The following is a 17,375-nucleotide window of genomic DNA, read 5'->3' on the forward strand; positions in this document are numbered from 1 at the left end:
CACCAGCATCATGACTCATAACGCCCCCAGAAAATCGGTGAGAGGGCTGGAGGCTTGCGCCTGCAGGGCGCGGGCGCCAAGGCCCGCCTCATAGGCGCTGCGACCGGCACTACAAGCCAGCGCAAAGGCGCGGCCCATGGCGACCGGGTCGCCGCTCACCGCGATGGCGGTGTTGACCAGCACGGCATCGGCGCCCAGTTCAAAGGCGGCAGCGGCGTGGCTCGGCGCACCGATGCCCGCGTCCACTACCACGGGCACATTGGCCTGCTCGACGATGATGGAGAGAAACTCCCGGGTCACCAGCCCCTGATTGGAACCGATGGGGGCGCCGAGCGGCATCACGGCGGCGCAGCCCACCTCTTCGAGCCGCTTGCAGAGCACGGGGTCGGCGCCGCAGTAGGGCAGCACCACAAAGCCCTCTTTCACCAGCTGCTCGGCGGCTTTCAGCGTCTCGATGGGGTCGGGCAGCAGATAGCGCGGATCGGGGTGGATCTCCAGCTTCAGCCAGTTCGTCCCCAGCGCCTCGCGGGCGAGGTGGGCGGCAAATACCGCCTCGGCGGCAGTCTTGGCGCCGGAGGTGTTGGGCAACAGCTTGACCCCGAGTTGCAGCAAGGGGCTCAGGATATCGTCATGGGCCTTGCCCGGTTCGAGCCGTTTGATGGCCATGGTGACCAGTTGGGAGCCACTCGCCTCGATGGCGGCGGCCATCAGATCCGGGCGGGCAAACTTGCCGGTGCCGGTAAAGAGACGCGATGAGAAGGTGTGATCGGCAATGTTCAGCATGTCAGCCTCCGGCCACTGCGATAAGAAGAGATGAAGTTCCGCCGCAAGGCAGAGCACTCGAAGATGGGATCGCAAGCATCATGGGTCAGCCTCCCGCTATGGCGGTGAAGAGGTGAAGTTCGTCCCCGTCATTGAGACGGGTCTCGGCCCAGCGGCCACGGGGCAACACGGCGCCGTTAAGGGCCACGGCTACCCCTTGGGGATTGACCCCTTGCGCCGCCAGCAGGTCGGCCACGCTCTGCCCTGCCGCCAGCGACTGGGCTTTATCGTTGAGTCGAATGGTCAAGGTCATGGGGTGATCTCCTTATCGTGTGTCGGGCATCGGCGCTGCCCGCAGACAGGGCAATCGGGATCGGGGGCCAGAGTGAGGGTTTGCCACTGATGGGTCAGGGCATCGAAGCGGCGCAATGTGCCAGCCACCGGGCTCGGCATCCCGAGCAGCAGTTTCAGTGCCTCCAGCGCCTGCAAGGAGCCCATCACCCCAACCAGCGGGCCGGTGACGCCGCTGGTCTCACAGCGCTCGGCGATTTTTGTATCCAGCGGATAGAGGCAGGCGTAGCAGGCGTGATCCGGACCTGTGCGCGCCATCAGCTGCCCCTGCCACCCCACTGCGGCGGCGGAGATCCAGGGCTTGCCCTGAGCCACGCAGGCGGCGTTGATGGCATGGCGGGTGGCGAGGTTGTCGCAGCAATCGATCACCAGATCTACCTCGGCCACAAACTCCGGCAGGCTGGCGGCATCGAGCCGCTGGTTAATGGCAATCAGCTCCACCAGCGGGTTGTGGGCGGCCAGGCGCTCACGGGCCAGCTCCGCCTTGGAGTGGTTGACCGCCTCGCTATCGAACAGGATCTGGCGCGGCAAGTTGCTGGAATCGACCGTATCGCCATCGGCCAGCCACAAGGTGCCCACACCGGCCCCGGCCAGATAGAGGGCAAGCGGCGAACCGAGCCCGCCCAAGCCCACGATCAGCACAGACTTATCTTTCAGCCGTGCCTGCCCTGCTTCGCCCACTTCCGCCAGCATCAGCTGGCGGCCGTATCGCAAATACTCTTTGTCACTAAGAGAAGCAGCATCAGAGCGCATGTTCTGCCTCCCGTATAACGGTGGCCGAGCGTGGCTCATCCCCCGCCCCCACTGCCGCGAGCAGCCGTTCGGTCGCCCCCTGCCAGTCGTCGCTGGCAGTGATGGCCGAGACCAGCGCGATACTGCCGACCCCGCTTGCCTTGACCGCCGCCACCCGCTCCTCGCTGATGCCGCCGATGGCCACCGTCGGCCACTCCGCCATCAGGGCGCGGTATCGATGCAGCCGCAGCAGCCCCTGTGGGCGCGAAGGCATCGTCTTGGTGTTGGTCGGAAAGATATGACCCAGCGCAATATAGGAGGGGGCCAGCTCGCGGGCCCGCATCAGCTCGAAGTAGCCGTGGGTGGAGATGCCAAAGCGTAGCCCGGCGGCCTGAATGGCGGCGAGATCGGCGGTCTCCATATCCTCCTGCCCCAGATGTACGCCCCAGGCGCCCGCCTCGATGGCCTGCTGCCAGTAGTCGTTGATAAAGAGGCGCGCCCCATGGCGGCGACCAAGCGCCACAGCATCACGAATGGCCGGTGCCACCTCTGAGGCGGGCAGATTCTTGATCCGCAGCTGGATGGTCTTGACCCCCTGCCCCAGCAGGCGGCGCAGCCACTTGACCGAATCGACGACCGGATAGAGGCCGAGGTTGTGTTCGGTCGGCGCGAAGGGGCCATCCGGCAGGCGGGCGCTGCTTGTTTCATAAAGCCCGAAGCGGCGATCGAGGGTTGAACCCGCCAACACGGCGCGGGGGAAGTGGGCAAGATCGGCTGGCCAGCCAAGATGGGCGATGGGCCCCGGGCCAGCCCCCACTCCCTGCGCCGCCGCCAACCCCTGTTGCAGGTAGGCACGCGCCAGGGTGATGGCATCCTCCACCGGATAATCCTGCGCCACCACGGCGGCGATGGCGCTGGCGTAGCAGCAACCGGTGCCGTGGCCGTGGCGAGTATTCAGGCGCGGCGCCGCCAGCCAGAATTCGCGGGTCTCGTCCTGGTAGTAGTCCAGACACAGCTCCCCGCTCCAGCCCAGATGGCCGCCTTTGACCAGCACGGCACGGGCGCCGAGTTCGCGCAGCCGCTGGGCGGCGAAGCGCACCAGCACAGGGCTGGTCGCGGGAATGCCGGTCAGGGCTTCCAGTTCGGGGCCGTTGGGGGTGATCAAGGTGAGGCGCGGCAATAGCTGCTCGCGCACCGCCTCCAGCATATTGGGTTCCGCCATCGGGGTGCCGGTGCTGGCGATGGCCACCGGATCGTAGACCACGAAGGGACCATCGATAGTTGCCAGTCGACGGGCCAGCACCTCCGCATGGAGCCGGGTCGGCAGCAGACCGATCTTGATAGCGGCTGGCGGCAGATCGACGCCGAGGGCGTCGATCTGGGCGGTGAAGGTCTGCATCAGCACGGGGTCGACCATCTTCACCGCCACCGAGTTCTGGGCTGTGATGGCGGAGATAACCGAGCAACCGTGCACGCCAAGGTCGTGCAATGTGTGCAAGTCGGCCTGAATACCGGCGCCACCGCCGGAGTCTGAACCCGCTATGGTCCAGACCACAGGGCGAGAGTCGGTCACGGGCGACAGGTCGGCGGGGCTGACAGCCCCGCTTGCGCTACTCACGCCTCCTCCCCTGCGGCCTGTTTCAGCGCAGCCGCCTGATGGTAGATCTCGCCACCGGTCTCCTTGAAGGTCTCGGCCATGCGGGCCATGCCGCTCTCCACCTGAGCCACCACCTGCTCCTGCCGGCCATCCATACCGACCAGCTTGATCTCCACCGCCTCAAGCTTCGCCGCGTAGTCACGCACGTCCTGAGTGATCTTCATGGAGCAGAACTTGGGCCCGCACATGGAGCAGAAGTGGGCCACCTTGCCGGACTCCTGCGGCAGGGTCTCGTCGTGGTAGGCGCGGGCGGTATCGGGATCCAGCGCTAGGTTGAACTGATCTTCCCAGCGGAACTCGAAACGCGCCTTCGACATGGCGTTGTCGCGGATCTGGGCGCCCGGGTGCCCCTTGGCCAGATCCGCAGCGTGAGCGGCGATCTTGTAGGTAATCAGCCCCTGCTTCACGTCTTCCTTGTTGGGCAGTCCCAGATGCTCCTTGGGAGTGACGTAGCAGAGCATGGCGCAGCCATACCAGCCGATGAGCGCAGCGCCGATGCCGGAGGTGAAGTGATCGTAACCCGGTGCAATGTCTGTGGTGAGCGGGCCCAGCGTGTAGAACGGCGCCTCGTGGCAATGATCCAGCTGCTCGGTCATGTTGCGCTCGATCATGTGCATCGGCACATGACCCGGCCCCTCGATCATCACCTGCACGTCGTACTCCCAGGCGATCTTGGTCAGCTCGCCCAGGGTGCGCAGTTCGGCGAACTGGGCCTCGTCGTTGGCGTCATAGACGGAGCCCGGACGCAGACCGTCGCCCAGCGACAGGGCCACGTCATAAGCGGCGCAGATCTCGCAGATTTCGCGGAAGTGCTGGTAGAGGAAGTTCTCTTTATGGTGGGAGAGGCACCACTTGGCCATGATGCTGCCGCCACGCGAAACGATGCCGGTGAGGCGCTTGGCGGTCATGGGCACGAAGCGCAGCAGGACGCCAGCGTGGATGGTGAAGTAGTCCACCCCCTGCTCGGCTTGTTCGAGCAGGGTATCGCGGAACAGCTCCCAGGTGAGGTCTTCGGCGATGCCGTTGGTCTTCTCCAGCGCCTGATAGATGGGCACGGTACCGATGGGCACCGGGCTGTTGCGCAGGATCCACTCGCGGGTCTCGTGAATGTAGCGGCCGGTGGAGAGATCCATCACGGTGTCGGCGCCCCAGCGGGTGGACCAGACCAGCTTCTCCACCTCCTCTTCGATGCTGGAGGTGACAGCCGAGTTGCCGATGTTGGCGTTGATCTTCACCAGAAAATTGCGGCCGATGATCATCGGCTCCGCTTCCGGGTGGTTGATGTTGCTGGGGATGATGGCACGGCCGGCGGCCACCTCATCGCGCACAAATTCGGGGGTGATGTTCTGGGGCAGGCGGGCACCGAAATCGCGGCCCGGATGCTGGGTACGTAAAAGCTCGGAGCGCACCCGCTCGCGCCCCATGTTTTCGCGAATGGCGATAAATTCCATCTCGGGAGTGACGATGCCGGCCCGGGCGTAGTGGAGCTGGGTCACCCGGCGGCCCGGCTTGGCGCAGCGCGGCTTTGGCAGATGCTCGAAGCGCAGGTGATCCAGCCCCTCGTCGGCCAGCCGCTCCTGAGTGAAGGTGGAGCTGAGCCCCGGCAGTTCGTCGGTGTCATCGCGCTCCAGCACCCAGTTCTCCCGCAATCGCGGCAGGCCGCGGCGCACGTCGATGGCGACCCCCGCTTCCCCGTAACGGCCCGAGGTGTCATAGACCGGCACCGGCTCGTTGGGCTCGAACCGGGGATCTTCTTTGGTGCCGCCGACGAAGGTGTCGGCCAGCTGGATCTCCCGCAGCGGGACACGAATATCGGGGCGGGAGCCCTCGATAAAGATGCGGCGGGAGTTGGGGTGAGCCATCCCCTCGAGGCTGTCGATAAAGGCCTGGGCGCTGGAGCGCTGCTCGCGGCGGCTGGATTTGGTGGTATCAGATACGGAAGTAGACATAGCAAAACTCGCATTAACTGGTTGAAGTTATGGGTGTTTGCTTGTCTGGAGTTCGAGGAGAAGATGAACTTGCGGCGGGGTGTTTATCTCGGGAGGGAGTGCGGGATGGATCTCCGCGCCGCTGTTCTGCCACTTCCCGCTCTCTGCACGCTGTGGGCGAGGCGCCCCACATGCTGGACAACCGGACGGGACAGACTCCCTCCTGTGCGCCCTGACCCATCAGGGTTACCCCTTCAATGAGCGGAAGAGGCTTGTTCCTCCTCCGGCGCGGTAACCCGCAAGTTACCCTTGTTCCCTTCGCAGGTTTTAACCTGATCAGGTTCCACGGATCCCGAATTAACGGTCTCAGCTTCGCGTCGTTCGACGGTCAGCACTCCGACAAGATGGCGCCAGTATAAGGGGGAAAATTTAAAGCACAAGCCGTTAACAATCTGGCCAACACGCCTCTTTCAACAAATGAGTGAACAATGCCTCGCTCACGGGGCCACCCCAAGTACAGGTCAAACCTGCGTTGGCATCAACTTGGCACGCCATAGCTTTCTGTTGTGATCATTCAGGGACAAGAGGAGAAAAAGAGGGAAAGTCGAGGGACACAGAGCAAGAGCCGCGTCTTGCGCAGAACAGGAACAGGCCCCTATGAAAGGGGCCTGCGAGGGAGGTTATTGAACCGGAACTATGGTCAGGGATACGTTGCCAAACCCTTCGTTAGCAAGGGCCTCGCTGTCCAGCTCCACACCGGTCAGAACCACACCTTCAACAGAGGCGTTACGCAACTGGGCAGAGGCCGCTGAACGGGTCTGGGGCTGACCGATTTCGATATCGCCGGCAAACTGGCTTTCGGCATAGAAGTCACCGGTCACCGCCGAACGGATCGGGCGCAGCACACGACCCAGGTTATTCTGCATGGTCGACAAACCATACTCGCTGATGGTCCAGTTCCAGTCCCACCACTTCACTTCACCCGGGATATAACGCTTGTCCCACTGATAGCGGATGCTGCTGGCCTTGTCGCGGAACGGGCCGACGGCAAAGATGTGCTCCCAGGTGGGACGATTCTCAGGATGGGTATACCAGGCATTGCCGCCCCAACGCAGGAAGCCCTTCATAGTCAGGTCATAATTGATCTCGGCCTTGAACTCGTAGGGGTAGGAGATGTTGGACTTGTAGAGGGCAACCCGCACCGGCAGGCTGGAGTGAGGCGGCACCGTGGGGCGTGCTTCAACCGAGACGGTCTCGGTCGTCGAGCCCCCTTTCTGGGAGGCCCAACTCTGGCTCGCAGCGATCTCGATGGCCAGTTCGGTTTCCCCCACCAGCGGCCACTGAAACTTGTTCTTGGTGGTCACCTTCTCGCTCAGGCTGTAGGTGTCGGTCTTCGACCAGTTGGTGGCCTTGTCGTACTTCAGGGTCACCACCACCTGCTGAGGCAGATCCGTGTAGTTGGTCGCATTGGCCGTGATGGTCTTGACCAGCTGCTTGCCGCTCTCGGTGACCTGACCATGGCTGAAGGAGTCGGGTTCCAGGGTATATGAGAAGTTGCTTACCTTGATGGAGCTCTTCTCCCCGCAACGATATCCGGAGCAGCCGCCGTCATTATTTCCCTTTATCAGCCAGCCATCACCAACCCGGGTAACATCCATATCCTCCCCGACATAGGGGCTATGATTTCCACCCACCCAGGCGTATCCCAAATAATGAGCGAGATAACTGACTGGCTTGATAAAATAATCATTGTCGTGGACAAGCCGCCATTGCACATCGACCTCATCACCCGCCGGAATATTCCAGTCAGAGAGTGTTGGTATTTCTCCGGAAACCGGTGAATTGGGATAGCACCAGGTTTCTCCGGCAGTGCCCTGTTTGATTTCGCCATTATATCCCGACCCCATAATCACCCAGCGGTCAGCCAGACCGGTGATCTGCCACTGCCCCATGCGGCTGACCAGATTACCCTTGATACTCATGGCTTCATTGCGGGTCAGAGGACGGTAACCACTGGCACAGACGCCCGTGCCAAGACCCGCCCACTTGACCTGATCAGGGTAGACAGGTTCAGCCGCCTGCACCTGAGCGAGCATCAATGAAGACGCCAAAAACGCCAGATTGGCGGTAATTATTCTATTCATCATTTATCCCTCTTTCAGACATACGATAATTGTTATTGTGTAGAAATATCCTTTTTCATTTGACAGGTATGGACTCCGACAAAACCTGACACAAATAAAATAAACCACCAAAAAACATCCATGACAAACAAAATAATGGTGGTATAAGAAAATAATTAGAGCGATGACTTTATTGAGGAATAAATCATAAATATTGTGGCAGCCATTATTTAATGGCTGCCACAATATGGTGAACCTATATTAAATAAGAAGATGCTGAATTACTCTTCCGGATTGATCACTTCAATTCCCTGCAATATTCCATCCGCCGAACGGATCAATATCAGCTCGCTCCCGGCGTGCAGATCGGCGGCCGAACCGTTGACCCAGCGCATCTGCGGATTGAGTGGCACAGTGCCCAGAGTTGCCAGCGTGAGCTGCCGGTCATCAAAGGATTGCAGGCGATCTTGCGCCCGCTGCCAGGGCTGATTGGCCAGCGGGGCTCTGGCGGCCAGCAGCTCAATCCGAGTAGCAACGCCATCGGCCACCAGCAGGGCGAGCTGGTCGCCGGGTTTGAGTGGCTGTGGCCAAATCTCCCCCTGCCGCCAGACGGCGGCACTACCCAGCTCCACTTCGGCCCCCTGAAGTTGCAGGCGGATGCCATCGCTGTGCTCCAGCTCCACCAGCCACAATTCGTCGGCTCCCGCCTGCACCGCCCAGAGCGGCACACCCAGCATCCATGCACACCACTTTCTCGATTGTTCCATCTTCGTTCGTCCCTGAACAAAAAGCCCATGCTGGACAAGCATGGGCTTCATTCGGGAGCATTTCTAATCGGAACGCAGAGATCGGATCAGTCATCCTCGCGGCAGCGGCTCAGGCGCATGCCGTCAAACTTGCACTCCAGCTCGAGCCAGCGCCCTTCAAACGGCGCCAGACTGTTATCCGAGGTGGTGTAGCCCCAGATCCGCCCCCCTTCCACCGGCCCCTCCAGATCCATCTCGTCCTTGTCATCTTCGTCGAGGGCTTCGACCTTGCGTACATAGCGCACGCCGTTCTCAACCACCCCTTTCATCTCGACCCAGGTACCACCGAGATCATCCTCGTTGAGCCAGTCCTTGAAGCGGGTCTGGTCGTCGATCACGAACGGCATGCCGTTGACCATCAACTGGCCAAGCTGCCAGGTAGTGCGGCCGGTCAGTTTGAATTCGGTCGCCTGTGCGGTGCCAAGTGGCAACAAGATCAGCAACAGGAGGGCGCAGAGAGACTTCTTCATCAGGGATCCTCGGGGTTACACTGGCAAACAGGATGCCGAATCCGGTGTGAAAAGAGCGTGAAACGCTCGCCAACCAGGAGAGCAAAGCATGAAGATTTTGGTAGTGGAAGACAATCCTCAGGTGGCGGAAACCATCATGGATTATCTGGAGCTGGCCGGTCACCGCCTCGATTGTGCCTATCACGGTCAGGCGGCGCTGCAACTGCTGGAGGATCAGCGTTTCGACGTCATCATCATGGATGTGATGATGCCGCGCCTCGATGGCCTCAGCACGGTAGCGCGCCTGCGCGAGCAGGGGATTGCCACTCCCGTGCTGTTTCTCACCGCCCGCGACAGCCTGGAGGACAAGCTGGCGGGCTTCAAGGCCGGAGGGGATGACTATCTGGTCAAGCCGTTCGCCATGGAGGAGCTGGAGGTGCGGCTGCAAGCCCTCAGCCTGCGTGGCCCACGCGGCGATGTGGGGGCCATCAGCTTTGGCGATCTGACGGTCGATGTCGCCAGCGGCCGCGCCACCCGCGCCGGTGAGCCCCTCAAGCTCGGCAAGATCCCGTTCCAAATCCTCGCCCTGCTGGCCCGCCGCGCCCCCGCCATCGTCAGCCGTCAGGAGGTGCTCGACACCGTCTGGGGGGATGAGGAGCCCGACTCCGATGCCCTGCGCAGCCATATCTACGCCCTGCGCAACGCGCTGGACAAACCCTTCCCCACTCCCATGCTGGAGACCCTGCACGGCCAGGGTTACCGACTGGTGAGCGCATGAGCCTGCCGAGCCTGCGCCGCCGCCTGATCATGGCACTCGGCGGCGCCGGGGTAGTACTGCTGATCCTGCTCTCCGGCCTGATGCTGGTGGCCGAGGACAAGATGGAGGAGCTGAGCCTGCGCCACTGGCTGGAAGCCGAAGTGACCCGCTACAGCGATGACTGGCTGCGACTCGGCCCGGCGGCGGCGGCTCCAAGCCCCAGACAGTTCTCCAGCTACTGGACCGAGGCGGGCCGCCTGCCGAAATGGCTAAAGCCCTACCAGACCCCCGGCTTTTTCGAACATCAGCTGGGCAAGGAGGACAAACACTTTCTGGTGGCCCGTCACCCCTCCGGCGAGGGACTGCTCTATCTGGTGTTCAATGACGACGCCGACGACTACCTCGACCCCTACGAAGACAAGCTGCATCTGGCGACCCGGCTGATCGGGGTGACCCTGCTGCTGGGCTGCCTCGGCTTCGGCATCTGGCTGGTACGCCATATCACAGGGCCGTTGCAACGGCTGCAACAGAGGGTCGCCCACCTCACCCCGGATCAGGCGGATTTCGAGCCCGACGCCCCCTGGCAGGAGCTGCGGGATATCGAGCTGGCGCTGCTGGCCGGCAAGCAGGAGGTGAGCGCAGTGTTCGCTCGCGAGCAGGAGTTCAGCCGCTTCGCCAGCCACGAGCTGCGCACCCCCAACATGGTGATCCAGGGCTCGGCGGCCCTGCTCGGCAAGGTGACGGATCTGCCCGCACCGGCCGCCCGCGCCACCACCCGTATCCGCGCTGCCGCCGACGAGATGGCGCTGCTCACCGAGACCTTCCTGCTGCTGGGCCGCAAGGAGGCAGTGGAGCGACCGCTGCAGCAGGTGACCCCGCTGATCCGTCAGGAGCTGGCCCGCCTCGCTCCGCTGTTGCAGCGGGAGGCCCTCGATATCCGGCTTAACCTGGACGAGAGCAGCGAAGTAAACGCCCCCCTCTCCCTGCTCGCCATTGCCCTCGGCAACCTGCTGAAAAATGCCCTGAGCTATGCCGAGGGACATATCGACATCGAGCTGTGTGGCCCGGTGCTCACCATCAGCAACCCGACGGCGGCGGCGCCGGATCAGATCCTCGGCTACGGCTGCGGCCTCACCATCATCCAGCGCATCTGCGAGAAGCTGGGCTGGCAGATCGATACCCGGCTGGAGAATGGCGTATTCAGCGCAAGGCTGGCGATGATCACTGCCGAACAGTTCCCTCTCCCTTTGGGAGAGGGCTAGGGTGAGGGCGCAGTGGCACCGCCAACCCACCAGCCAGATAGCAACAAGGCGCCCGAGGGCGCCCTGTTTCTATCTGACGGATGCAAGCCTGAGGCTCACTCCGCCGGTTTGTTCTTGCGGCTCGCCTTGAGTTCGAGAAACTCGATGATCTTGCCCGCCACATCCTTGCCGGAGGCGGCTTCCACCCCTTGCAGGCCGGGGGAGGAGTTGACCTCCAGCACCAGCGGGCCACGGGCGCTGCGCAGGATATCCACCCCCGCCACATCCAGCCCCATGATCTTGGCGGCCTGCACCGCGGTGGCGCGCTCTTCCGGGGTGATCTTGATCGCTTCGGCAGTACCGCCACGGTGCAGGTTGGAGCGAAACTCACCCGGCTGTGCCTGGCGGCGCATGGCGGCAACCACCTTGCCATTGACCACCAGACAGCGGATGTCGGCGCCATTGGCCTCGCGGATATACTCCTGCACCAGAATGTTGTTGTTGGTCTGGATAAAGGCCTCGATCACGCTCTCGGCGGCTTTCTGGGTCTCGCAGAGCACCACACCAATCCCCTGGGTTCCCTCCAGCAGCTTCACCACCAGCGGCGCCCCACCCACCATGGTGATGAGGTCGGGCACGTCGTGGGTGCTGTGGGCATACCCGGTGATGGGCAGGCCGATGCCGTGGCGGGAGAGCAGTTGCATCGCCCGCAGCTTATCGCGGGAACGGCTGATGGCCACCGAGCTGTTGAGGGCCATGGTGTTCATCATCTCGAACTGGCGCAGCACGGCGGTGCCGTAGGCGGTAATGCTGGCCCCGATCCGCGGGATCACGGCGTCATAACTTCCCAGCTCCCCACCCTCGTAGTGAATGGAGGGGTTGTGGGAAGCGATATTCATATAGCAGCGCAGGGTGTCGAGCACCTCTACCTGATGACCGCGCGCCTGTGCCACCTCGACCAGACGGCGGGTGGAGTAGTTTTTCGGCTCACGGGATAAAATGGCGATCTTCATGACAATTCCGCTAGAAGGCTGTGCCTGGGCAGGATGGGGCGGGAGAGTATAAGGTGCCACAGCGCCAAGACAACGCCAATTGTTTATCCTGACAACAAGACAAACCACACCAAACCGCACGCTACCACATCACTGTGACCAACAGGTTAAACGGCGGCTCTGCGCAGGTTGTTCAACCCGTGCAAGGATGCCGCCGTTTCTCGTTAAAGATCAACCGGTGTCACGCGGGAGTCAGTTCAGGTTTGGCCCCAACCAGCGCTCGGCCTCGGCCAGCGTCATCCCTTTGCGAACGGCGTAATCCTCCACCTGATCTTGCTGGATCTGCGCCACCGCGAAGTATTTGCTCTCGGGATGAGAGAAGTACCAGCCCGACACCGCAGCCCCCGGCCACATGGCGTAGGATTCGGTGAGCTGCATGCCGATGGCCTGCTCCACGTCCAGCAGCTCCCAGATGCTCCCCTTCTCGGTGTGCTCCGGGCAGGCCGGGTAGCCCGGCGCCGGACGTATCCCCTGGTAATTTTCGCGAATCAGTTCCTCGTTGCTGAGGGCCTCGTCCGGGGCATAGCCCCAGTGCACTTTGCGCACCTGCTCGTGGAGGTATTCGGCAAAGGCCTCGGCGAGGCGATCGCACACCGCCTGGATGAGAATGGCGTTGTAGTCGTCGTGGTCCGCCTTGTAGGCCTTGGCGATGGCCTCCTCGCCGATGCCGCCGGTCACCGCGAAGGCGCCGATCCAGTCGGGCTTGCCGCTCTCTTTCGGCGCCACATAGTCCGCCAGACAGTAGTTGGGGAAGCCCTGCTTCTCGCTCTGCTGGCGCAGGTGATGCAGCACCTTGATAACCTCGGTGCGCGACTCGTCACTGTAAACTTCGATGCTGTCCCCTACCGCGTTGGCCGGGAACAGGCCGATCACCCCGGCGCAGCGCACGCTCTGATCCTTTTCCAGCTGGTCCAGCATGGCGTTGGCGTCGGCAAACAGCTTGGTCGCCTCCTCGCCAATGATCTCGTCCTCGAGGATGCGCGGGAATTTGCCCGCCAGCTCCCAGCTGAGGAAGAACGGCGTCCAGTCGATGTAGGGGCGCAACACCGAAATGGGCACATCTTCGAACTTCTGCACCCCTAGCTCGTGGGGCTTGGGTGGCTGGTAGCCAACCCAATCCAGCTGATGCCGGTTGGCGCGGGCGTGGGCCAGACTGACCGGGCGGGAGCGCGGCTGCTTGCGGGCATGCTGATCCCGGGCAATCTCGTACTCCTTGTCGATGCGGGCGACAAACGCCTCCTTGAGATCCGGACTAAGCAGGCTCTGGGCTACCCCTACCGCGCGGGAAGCGTTGGAGACATAGACCACAGGCTCCGAGTAGTTCTGCTCGATCTTCACCGCAGTGTGGGCCTTGGAGGTGGTGGCACCGCCGATCAGCAGTGGCAGCTTGAAGCCCTGACGCTCCATCTCTTTTGCCACGTGCACCATCTCGTCCAGCGACGGGGTGATGAGACCCGACAACCCGATGATATCGGCGCCGACCTCCCGCGCAGTCTTGAGAATCGTCTCGCAGGAGACCATGACCCCGAGGTCGACAATCTCGAAGTTGTTGCACTGCAGCACCACCCCGACGATGTTCTTGCCGATGTCGTGCACATCCCCCTTAACGGTCGCCAGCACGATTTTGCCGTTGCTGGAGCCACCCGACTTTTCCGCCTCGATATAGGGCTGCAGATAGGCCACCGCCCGCTTCATCACCCGCGCTGATTTCACCACCTGCGGCAGGAACATCTTGCCCGCCCCGAACAGGTCGCCGACCACGTTCATGCCATCCATCAGCGGCCCTTCGATGACGTGCAGCGGCTTCTCGGCGCCAGCGCGTGCCTCTTCGGTATCCTCTTCGATAAAGTCGGTGATCCCCTTGACCAGTGCGTGCTCCAGCCGCTTGCCCACCGGCCAGCTGCGCCACTCCTGATCCCGCGGATCCTCAGCCTGGGCTCCGGCACCGCGATACTTCTCGGCGATGGCCAGCAACTCCTCGGTGGCGTTGTCATTGAGGTTGAGCACCACCGCCTCGACCTTCTCTTTCAGCTCCGCCGGAATGTCTTCATAGATGGCGAGCTGACCGGCGTTGACGATCCCCATGTCCATGCCGTTTTTGATGGCGTGGTAGAGGAAGACGGCGTGAATGGCTTCGCGCACCGGCTCGTTGCCGCGAAACGAAAACGAGACGTTGGAGACGCCGCCGGAGATCATGGCGTGAGGCAGGTGCGTTTTGATGTCCTTCACCGCCTCGATGAAGTCCACCGCGTAGTTGTTGTGCTCGTCGATGCCGGTCGCTACCGCGAAGATGTTGGGGTCGAAGATGATGTCTTCCGGCGGGAAACCGACCTGATCCACCAGGATCCGGTAGGCACGCTGGCAGATCTCGAACTTGCGGGCGCGGGTGTCGGCCTGACCCGCCTCATCGAACGCCATCACGATGACGGCGGCGCCGTAGCGGCGCAGCAGTTTCGCCTGCTGAATGAACTTCTCCTCACCCTCTTTCATGGAGATGGAATTGACCACCGGCTTGCCCTGCACGCACTTGAGGCCCGCCTCCAGCACCTCCCACTTGGAGGAGTCGATCATCACAGGCACCCGGGCGATATCCGGCTCACCAGCGATGAGGTTGAGGAAGCGCACCATGGCCGCTTCGGCGTCCAGCATCCCCTCGTCCATGTTGATGTCGATGATCTGGGCGCCGTTCTCCACCTGCTGTTTGGCGACATCGAGCGCCTCGTCGTAGAGCCCCTCCTTGATCAGCCGCTTGAACTTGGCCGAACCGGTAACGTTGGTGCGCTCCCCTACGTTCACGAACATGGACTCAGGGGTGATGATAAGGGGCTCGAGGCCCGACAGACGGCAGGCCACCGGCAGCTCGGGCAGCATGCGCGGCTTGATGCCCGCCACGGCGTCGGCCATGGCGCGGATATGGGTCGGGGTGGTACCGCAGCAACCGCCGACCATGTTGAGAAAGCCGCTTTGGGCCCACTCGCGGATATGCTCCGCCATCTCGACGGCATCGAGGTCGTACTCGCCGAACGCATTGGGCAGACCGGCGTTGGGGTGGGCACTGACATGGGTCTCGCTGATGCGCGACAGCTCCTCCACATACTGGCGAAGCTCATCGGGCCCAAGCGCACAGTTGAGGCCGAACGAGACCGGTTTGACGTGGCGCAGCGAATGGTAAAAGGCTTCGGTGGTCTGGCCGGAGAGGGTACGGCCGGAGGCATCGGTAATGGTGCCGGAGATCATCACCGGCAGGCTGTAACCCAGCACCTCGAACACCCCTTCCACCGCAAAGGCGGCGGCCTTGGCGTTGAGGGTATCGAAGATGGTTTCGATCAGGATGATGTCGGCGCCACCCTCGATCAGGGCATGGGTCGATTCAGTGTAGGCGGCCACCAGCTGGTCATAGGTGACGTTGCGCTTGCCGGGATCGTTCACATCCGGCGAGATGGAGGCGGTGCGGTTGGTGGGGCCCAACACCCCTGCCACGAAGCGCGGCTTGGCGGGATCTTTTGCCGTCCACTCGTCTGCCACGGCGCGGGCCAGACGGGCGGCTTCACGGTTGATCTCGGCGGAAAACTCTTCCATCTCGTAATCGGCCATGGCGATGCGAGTGGCGTTGAAGGTGTTGGTCTCGAGAATGTCGGCCCCGGCAGCGCAATACTGCTCGTGGATCTCGCGGATCACCGCCGGACGGGTCAGCACCAGCAGATCGTTGTTGCCCTTGATGTCGGTATGCCAGTCGGCAAACCGCTCACCCCGATAATCCGCCTCCCCCAGCTTGTAGCCCTGGATCATGGTGCCCATGGCCCCGTCGATGATCAGGATCCGCTCCCTGAGGCAGGCTTCCAGCTTCTTTGTTACGTCCGACTGCTTGCTCGGCTCTCTGCTCGACATTACGTTCGACACCGCGTGTTCCTCTTACATCCATGCAACTGCGTAAACAGCATCCTAACAGCAAACAAATAAAATGGAAATCTAGCCGTCTATCAGTCCAAATGCGCCACCATATACTCATTTATGGGTAATGAGTAACATAGGGCCCGAGAGTAACCTATGCCCGTCCTGCATAGGGATACGTGCTTGCTGTCTACCAACGAGAAAAAAATAACTATGAGCGTCTACTACACACTCTGTTTTCTGGCAGCGTTGGCGATTTTTATCGCCTTTGCCAACCAGTATGTTGTGAAGATCCAGACCACCATCGCCATTACTGCGGGCTCCATGCTGATCTCCGCACTGCTGGTGCTGTTTGGCAAACTGGGCTGGTTCAACCTGGAACCTCTTGCCGTCAAGACCATGGAGAGCATCGACTTCCAGAACTTCCTGCTGAAGGGGATTCTGGGCTTCCTGCTGTTCGCCGGTGGCCTTGGCATCAACCTCAAGGCGCTGCGTAGCCAGAAGTGGGAGATCACCATTCTGGCCATCATTGCCACCCTGCTCTCCACCTTCCTCATCGGCTACGGCTTCTGGTTTATCGCCAAGCTGCTGGGCTGGGAGTTGCCGCTGGTCTACTGCATGCTGTTCGGCGCGCTGATCTCCCCCACTGACCCGATTGCCGTACTGGCCATCGTCAAGAAGATGAAAGCGCCACCCCAGATCGCCATCCAGATCGAAGGGGAATCCCTGTTCAACGACGGTGTTGGCCTCGTCATCTTCGCCACCGTGTTTGCCGTCGCCTTTGGCGGGGTCGAGCCCACCTTCGGTAGCGTGGCCGGTCTGTTCCTGCACGAAGCCCTCGGTGGCATCCTGTTCGGCGCCGTGCTGGGCCTCATCGCCCACGTGATGATCAGCGCCACCGATGACGGTTCATTGGAGCTGCTGCTGACCCTCTGCATCCCGACCGCCGGCTTTGCCTTTGCCAACATGATCGGCGTCTCCGGCGCACTGGCCATGGTGGTCACCGGCATCATGATCGGCAACTGGACCCGTCACTCCGGCTTCTCCGAGCAGAGCAGCCATCACCTGGATCACTTCTGGGAGTTGATGGACCAGTTCCTCAACGCCCTGCTGTTCCTGCTGATCGGTCTGGCGCTGGTACTGCTGGATCTCGCCTGGCGTGACTGGATCCTGCTGGTCATTGCGGTGCCGCTCTGCCTGGGTGCCCGCTTTATCAGCGTGTCGCTGCCCTATGTGGCTTTCCGCCGATTCCGCAATTACAACACCTTCTCGGTGCGGATCCTCACCTGGGGTGGCCTGCGCGGTGGTCTGGCGATGGCGATGGCACTGGCACTCCCCTCCGGCGTCATGATGATCCCGGAACATGGCGTCGACCTGCGTCAGGTCATCCTGGTGATGACCTACTCGGTGGTGATGTTCTCCATCGTGGTGCAAGGCATGACCATCACCCCGATGATCACGGCTGCCAAGAAGGCCTGTGGCGACTACTGAGTCGGCCCACTGTGCTGATTGCAGAATGAGAGAGGGCTCCCGTCGGGAGCCCTCTTTTTATGGCGGATAGTTACGAATATTTGCTGCTGATAGCACCTTGATTACACAGAGGAAAAGCGTACTGACTTCAGCATA

Annotated in this window: 13 protein-coding genes and 1 riboswitch; of the genes, 3 read left to right on the forward strand and 10 right to left on the reverse strand. The window is 61.9% G+C overall.

What is annotated here, in order from left to right; all coding sequences use genetic code 11:
* Positions 1-15 precede the first annotated feature (15 nt).
* From OKB77_RS17655 to OKB77_RS17690, 8 genes are all read right to left on the reverse strand, one after another.
* The gene (locus OKB77_RS17655) at positions 16-783 is read right to left on the reverse strand and encodes a thiazole synthase (RefSeq protein ID WP_270818066.1); all 768 of its coding nucleotides are present in this window, start codon (positions 781-783) and stop codon (positions 16-18) included.
* A gap of 85 nt (positions 784-868) precedes the next feature.
* The gene (gene thiS, locus OKB77_RS17660) at positions 869-1,075 is read right to left on the reverse strand and encodes a sulfur carrier protein ThiS (protein ID WP_058054166.1); all 207 of its coding nucleotides are present in this window, start codon (positions 1,073-1,075) and stop codon (positions 869-871) included.
* Positions 1,072-1,866, reverse strand: coding sequence for a HesA/MoeB/ThiF family protein (locus OKB77_RS17665; protein ID WP_047434738.1), 795 nt, complete (start codon positions 1,864-1,866; stop codon positions 1,072-1,074). Before OKB77_RS17665 ends, thiS begins: the two co-directional genes overlap by 4 nt.
* The gene (thiE, locus tag OKB77_RS17670) at positions 1,856-3,463 is read right to left on the reverse strand and encodes a thiamine phosphate synthase (protein WP_270818070.1); all 1,608 of its coding nucleotides are present in this window, start codon (positions 3,461-3,463) and stop codon (positions 1,856-1,858) included. Before thiE ends, OKB77_RS17665 begins: the two co-directional genes overlap by 11 nt.
* Positions 3,460-5,451, reverse strand: coding sequence for a phosphomethylpyrimidine synthase ThiC (thiC, locus tag OKB77_RS17675; RefSeq protein WP_270818072.1), 1,992 nt, complete (start codon positions 5,449-5,451; stop codon positions 3,460-3,462). Before thiC ends, thiE begins: the two co-directional genes overlap by 4 nt.
* A gap of 275 nt (positions 5,452-5,726) precedes the next feature.
* Positions 5,727-5,839, reverse strand: a riboswitch (TPP riboswitch).
* A gap of 271 nt (positions 5,840-6,110) precedes the next feature.
* On the reverse strand, positions 6,111-7,574 hold the full coding sequence (gene aerA / locus OKB77_RS17680; protein ID WP_270818094.1) for an aerolysin AerA: 1,464 nt from the start codon (positions 7,572-7,574) through the stop codon (positions 6,111-6,113).
* A 260-nt stretch (positions 7,575-7,834) separates the two neighbouring features.
* The gene (locus OKB77_RS17685; RefSeq protein ID WP_265776178.1) at positions 7,835-8,320 is read right to left on the reverse strand and encodes a hypothetical protein; all 486 of its coding nucleotides are present in this window, start codon (positions 8,318-8,320) and stop codon (positions 7,835-7,837) included.
* Positions 8,321-8,406: 86 nt separating this feature from the next.
* Complete coding sequence (locus OKB77_RS17690) at positions 8,407-8,829, reverse strand: hypothetical protein (RefSeq protein WP_005340092.1); 423 nt, start codon at positions 8,827-8,829, stop codon at positions 8,407-8,409.
* A gap of 88 nt (positions 8,830-8,917) precedes the next feature.
* Here OKB77_RS17690 and OKB77_RS17695 point away from each other — a divergent pair, with 88 nt between their 5' ends.
* Both OKB77_RS17695 and OKB77_RS17700 read left to right on the forward strand, forming a co-directional pair.
* Entirely contained in the window at positions 8,918-9,586 is a 669-nt protein-coding gene (locus tag OKB77_RS17695; RefSeq protein WP_111900303.1) for a response regulator transcription factor, read from the forward strand.
* The gene (locus OKB77_RS17700) at positions 9,583-10,827 is read left to right on the forward strand and encodes a sensor histidine kinase (RefSeq protein WP_120416270.1); all 1,245 of its coding nucleotides are present in this window, start codon (positions 9,583-9,585) and stop codon (positions 10,825-10,827) included. The genes OKB77_RS17695 and OKB77_RS17700 overlap by 4 nt, the downstream gene beginning before the upstream one ends.
* Positions 10,828-10,922: 95 nt before the next feature.
* Here OKB77_RS17700 and rimK read toward each other — a convergent pair whose 3' ends face one another.
* Positions 10,923-11,819: a 30S ribosomal protein S6--L-glutamate ligase gene (gene rimK / locus OKB77_RS17705; protein ID WP_005340088.1), complete on the reverse strand. Its 897-nt coding sequence runs from the start codon at positions 11,817-11,819 to the stop codon at positions 10,923-10,925.
* A 231-nt stretch (positions 11,820-12,050) separates the two neighbouring features.
* A complete protein-coding gene (gene metH / locus OKB77_RS17710; RefSeq protein WP_265776179.1) occupies positions 12,051-15,746 on the reverse strand; it encodes a methionine synthase in 3,696 nt (1,231 codons plus the stop codon).
* A 216-nt stretch (positions 15,747-15,962) separates the two neighbouring features.
* Between metH and OKB77_RS17715 the strand changes: the two genes are divergently transcribed.
* A complete protein-coding gene (locus OKB77_RS17715; protein WP_021231596.1) occupies positions 15,963-17,240 on the forward strand; it encodes a cation:proton antiporter in 1,278 nt (425 codons plus the stop codon).
* The last annotated feature ends 135 nt before the right edge of the window (positions 17,241-17,375 follow it).

Source organism: Aeromonas sp. Y318-3 (assembly GCF_027706185.1).
GTDB classification, from domain to species: Bacteria; Pseudomonadota; Gammaproteobacteria; order Enterobacterales; family Aeromonadaceae; genus Aeromonas; species Aeromonas veronii.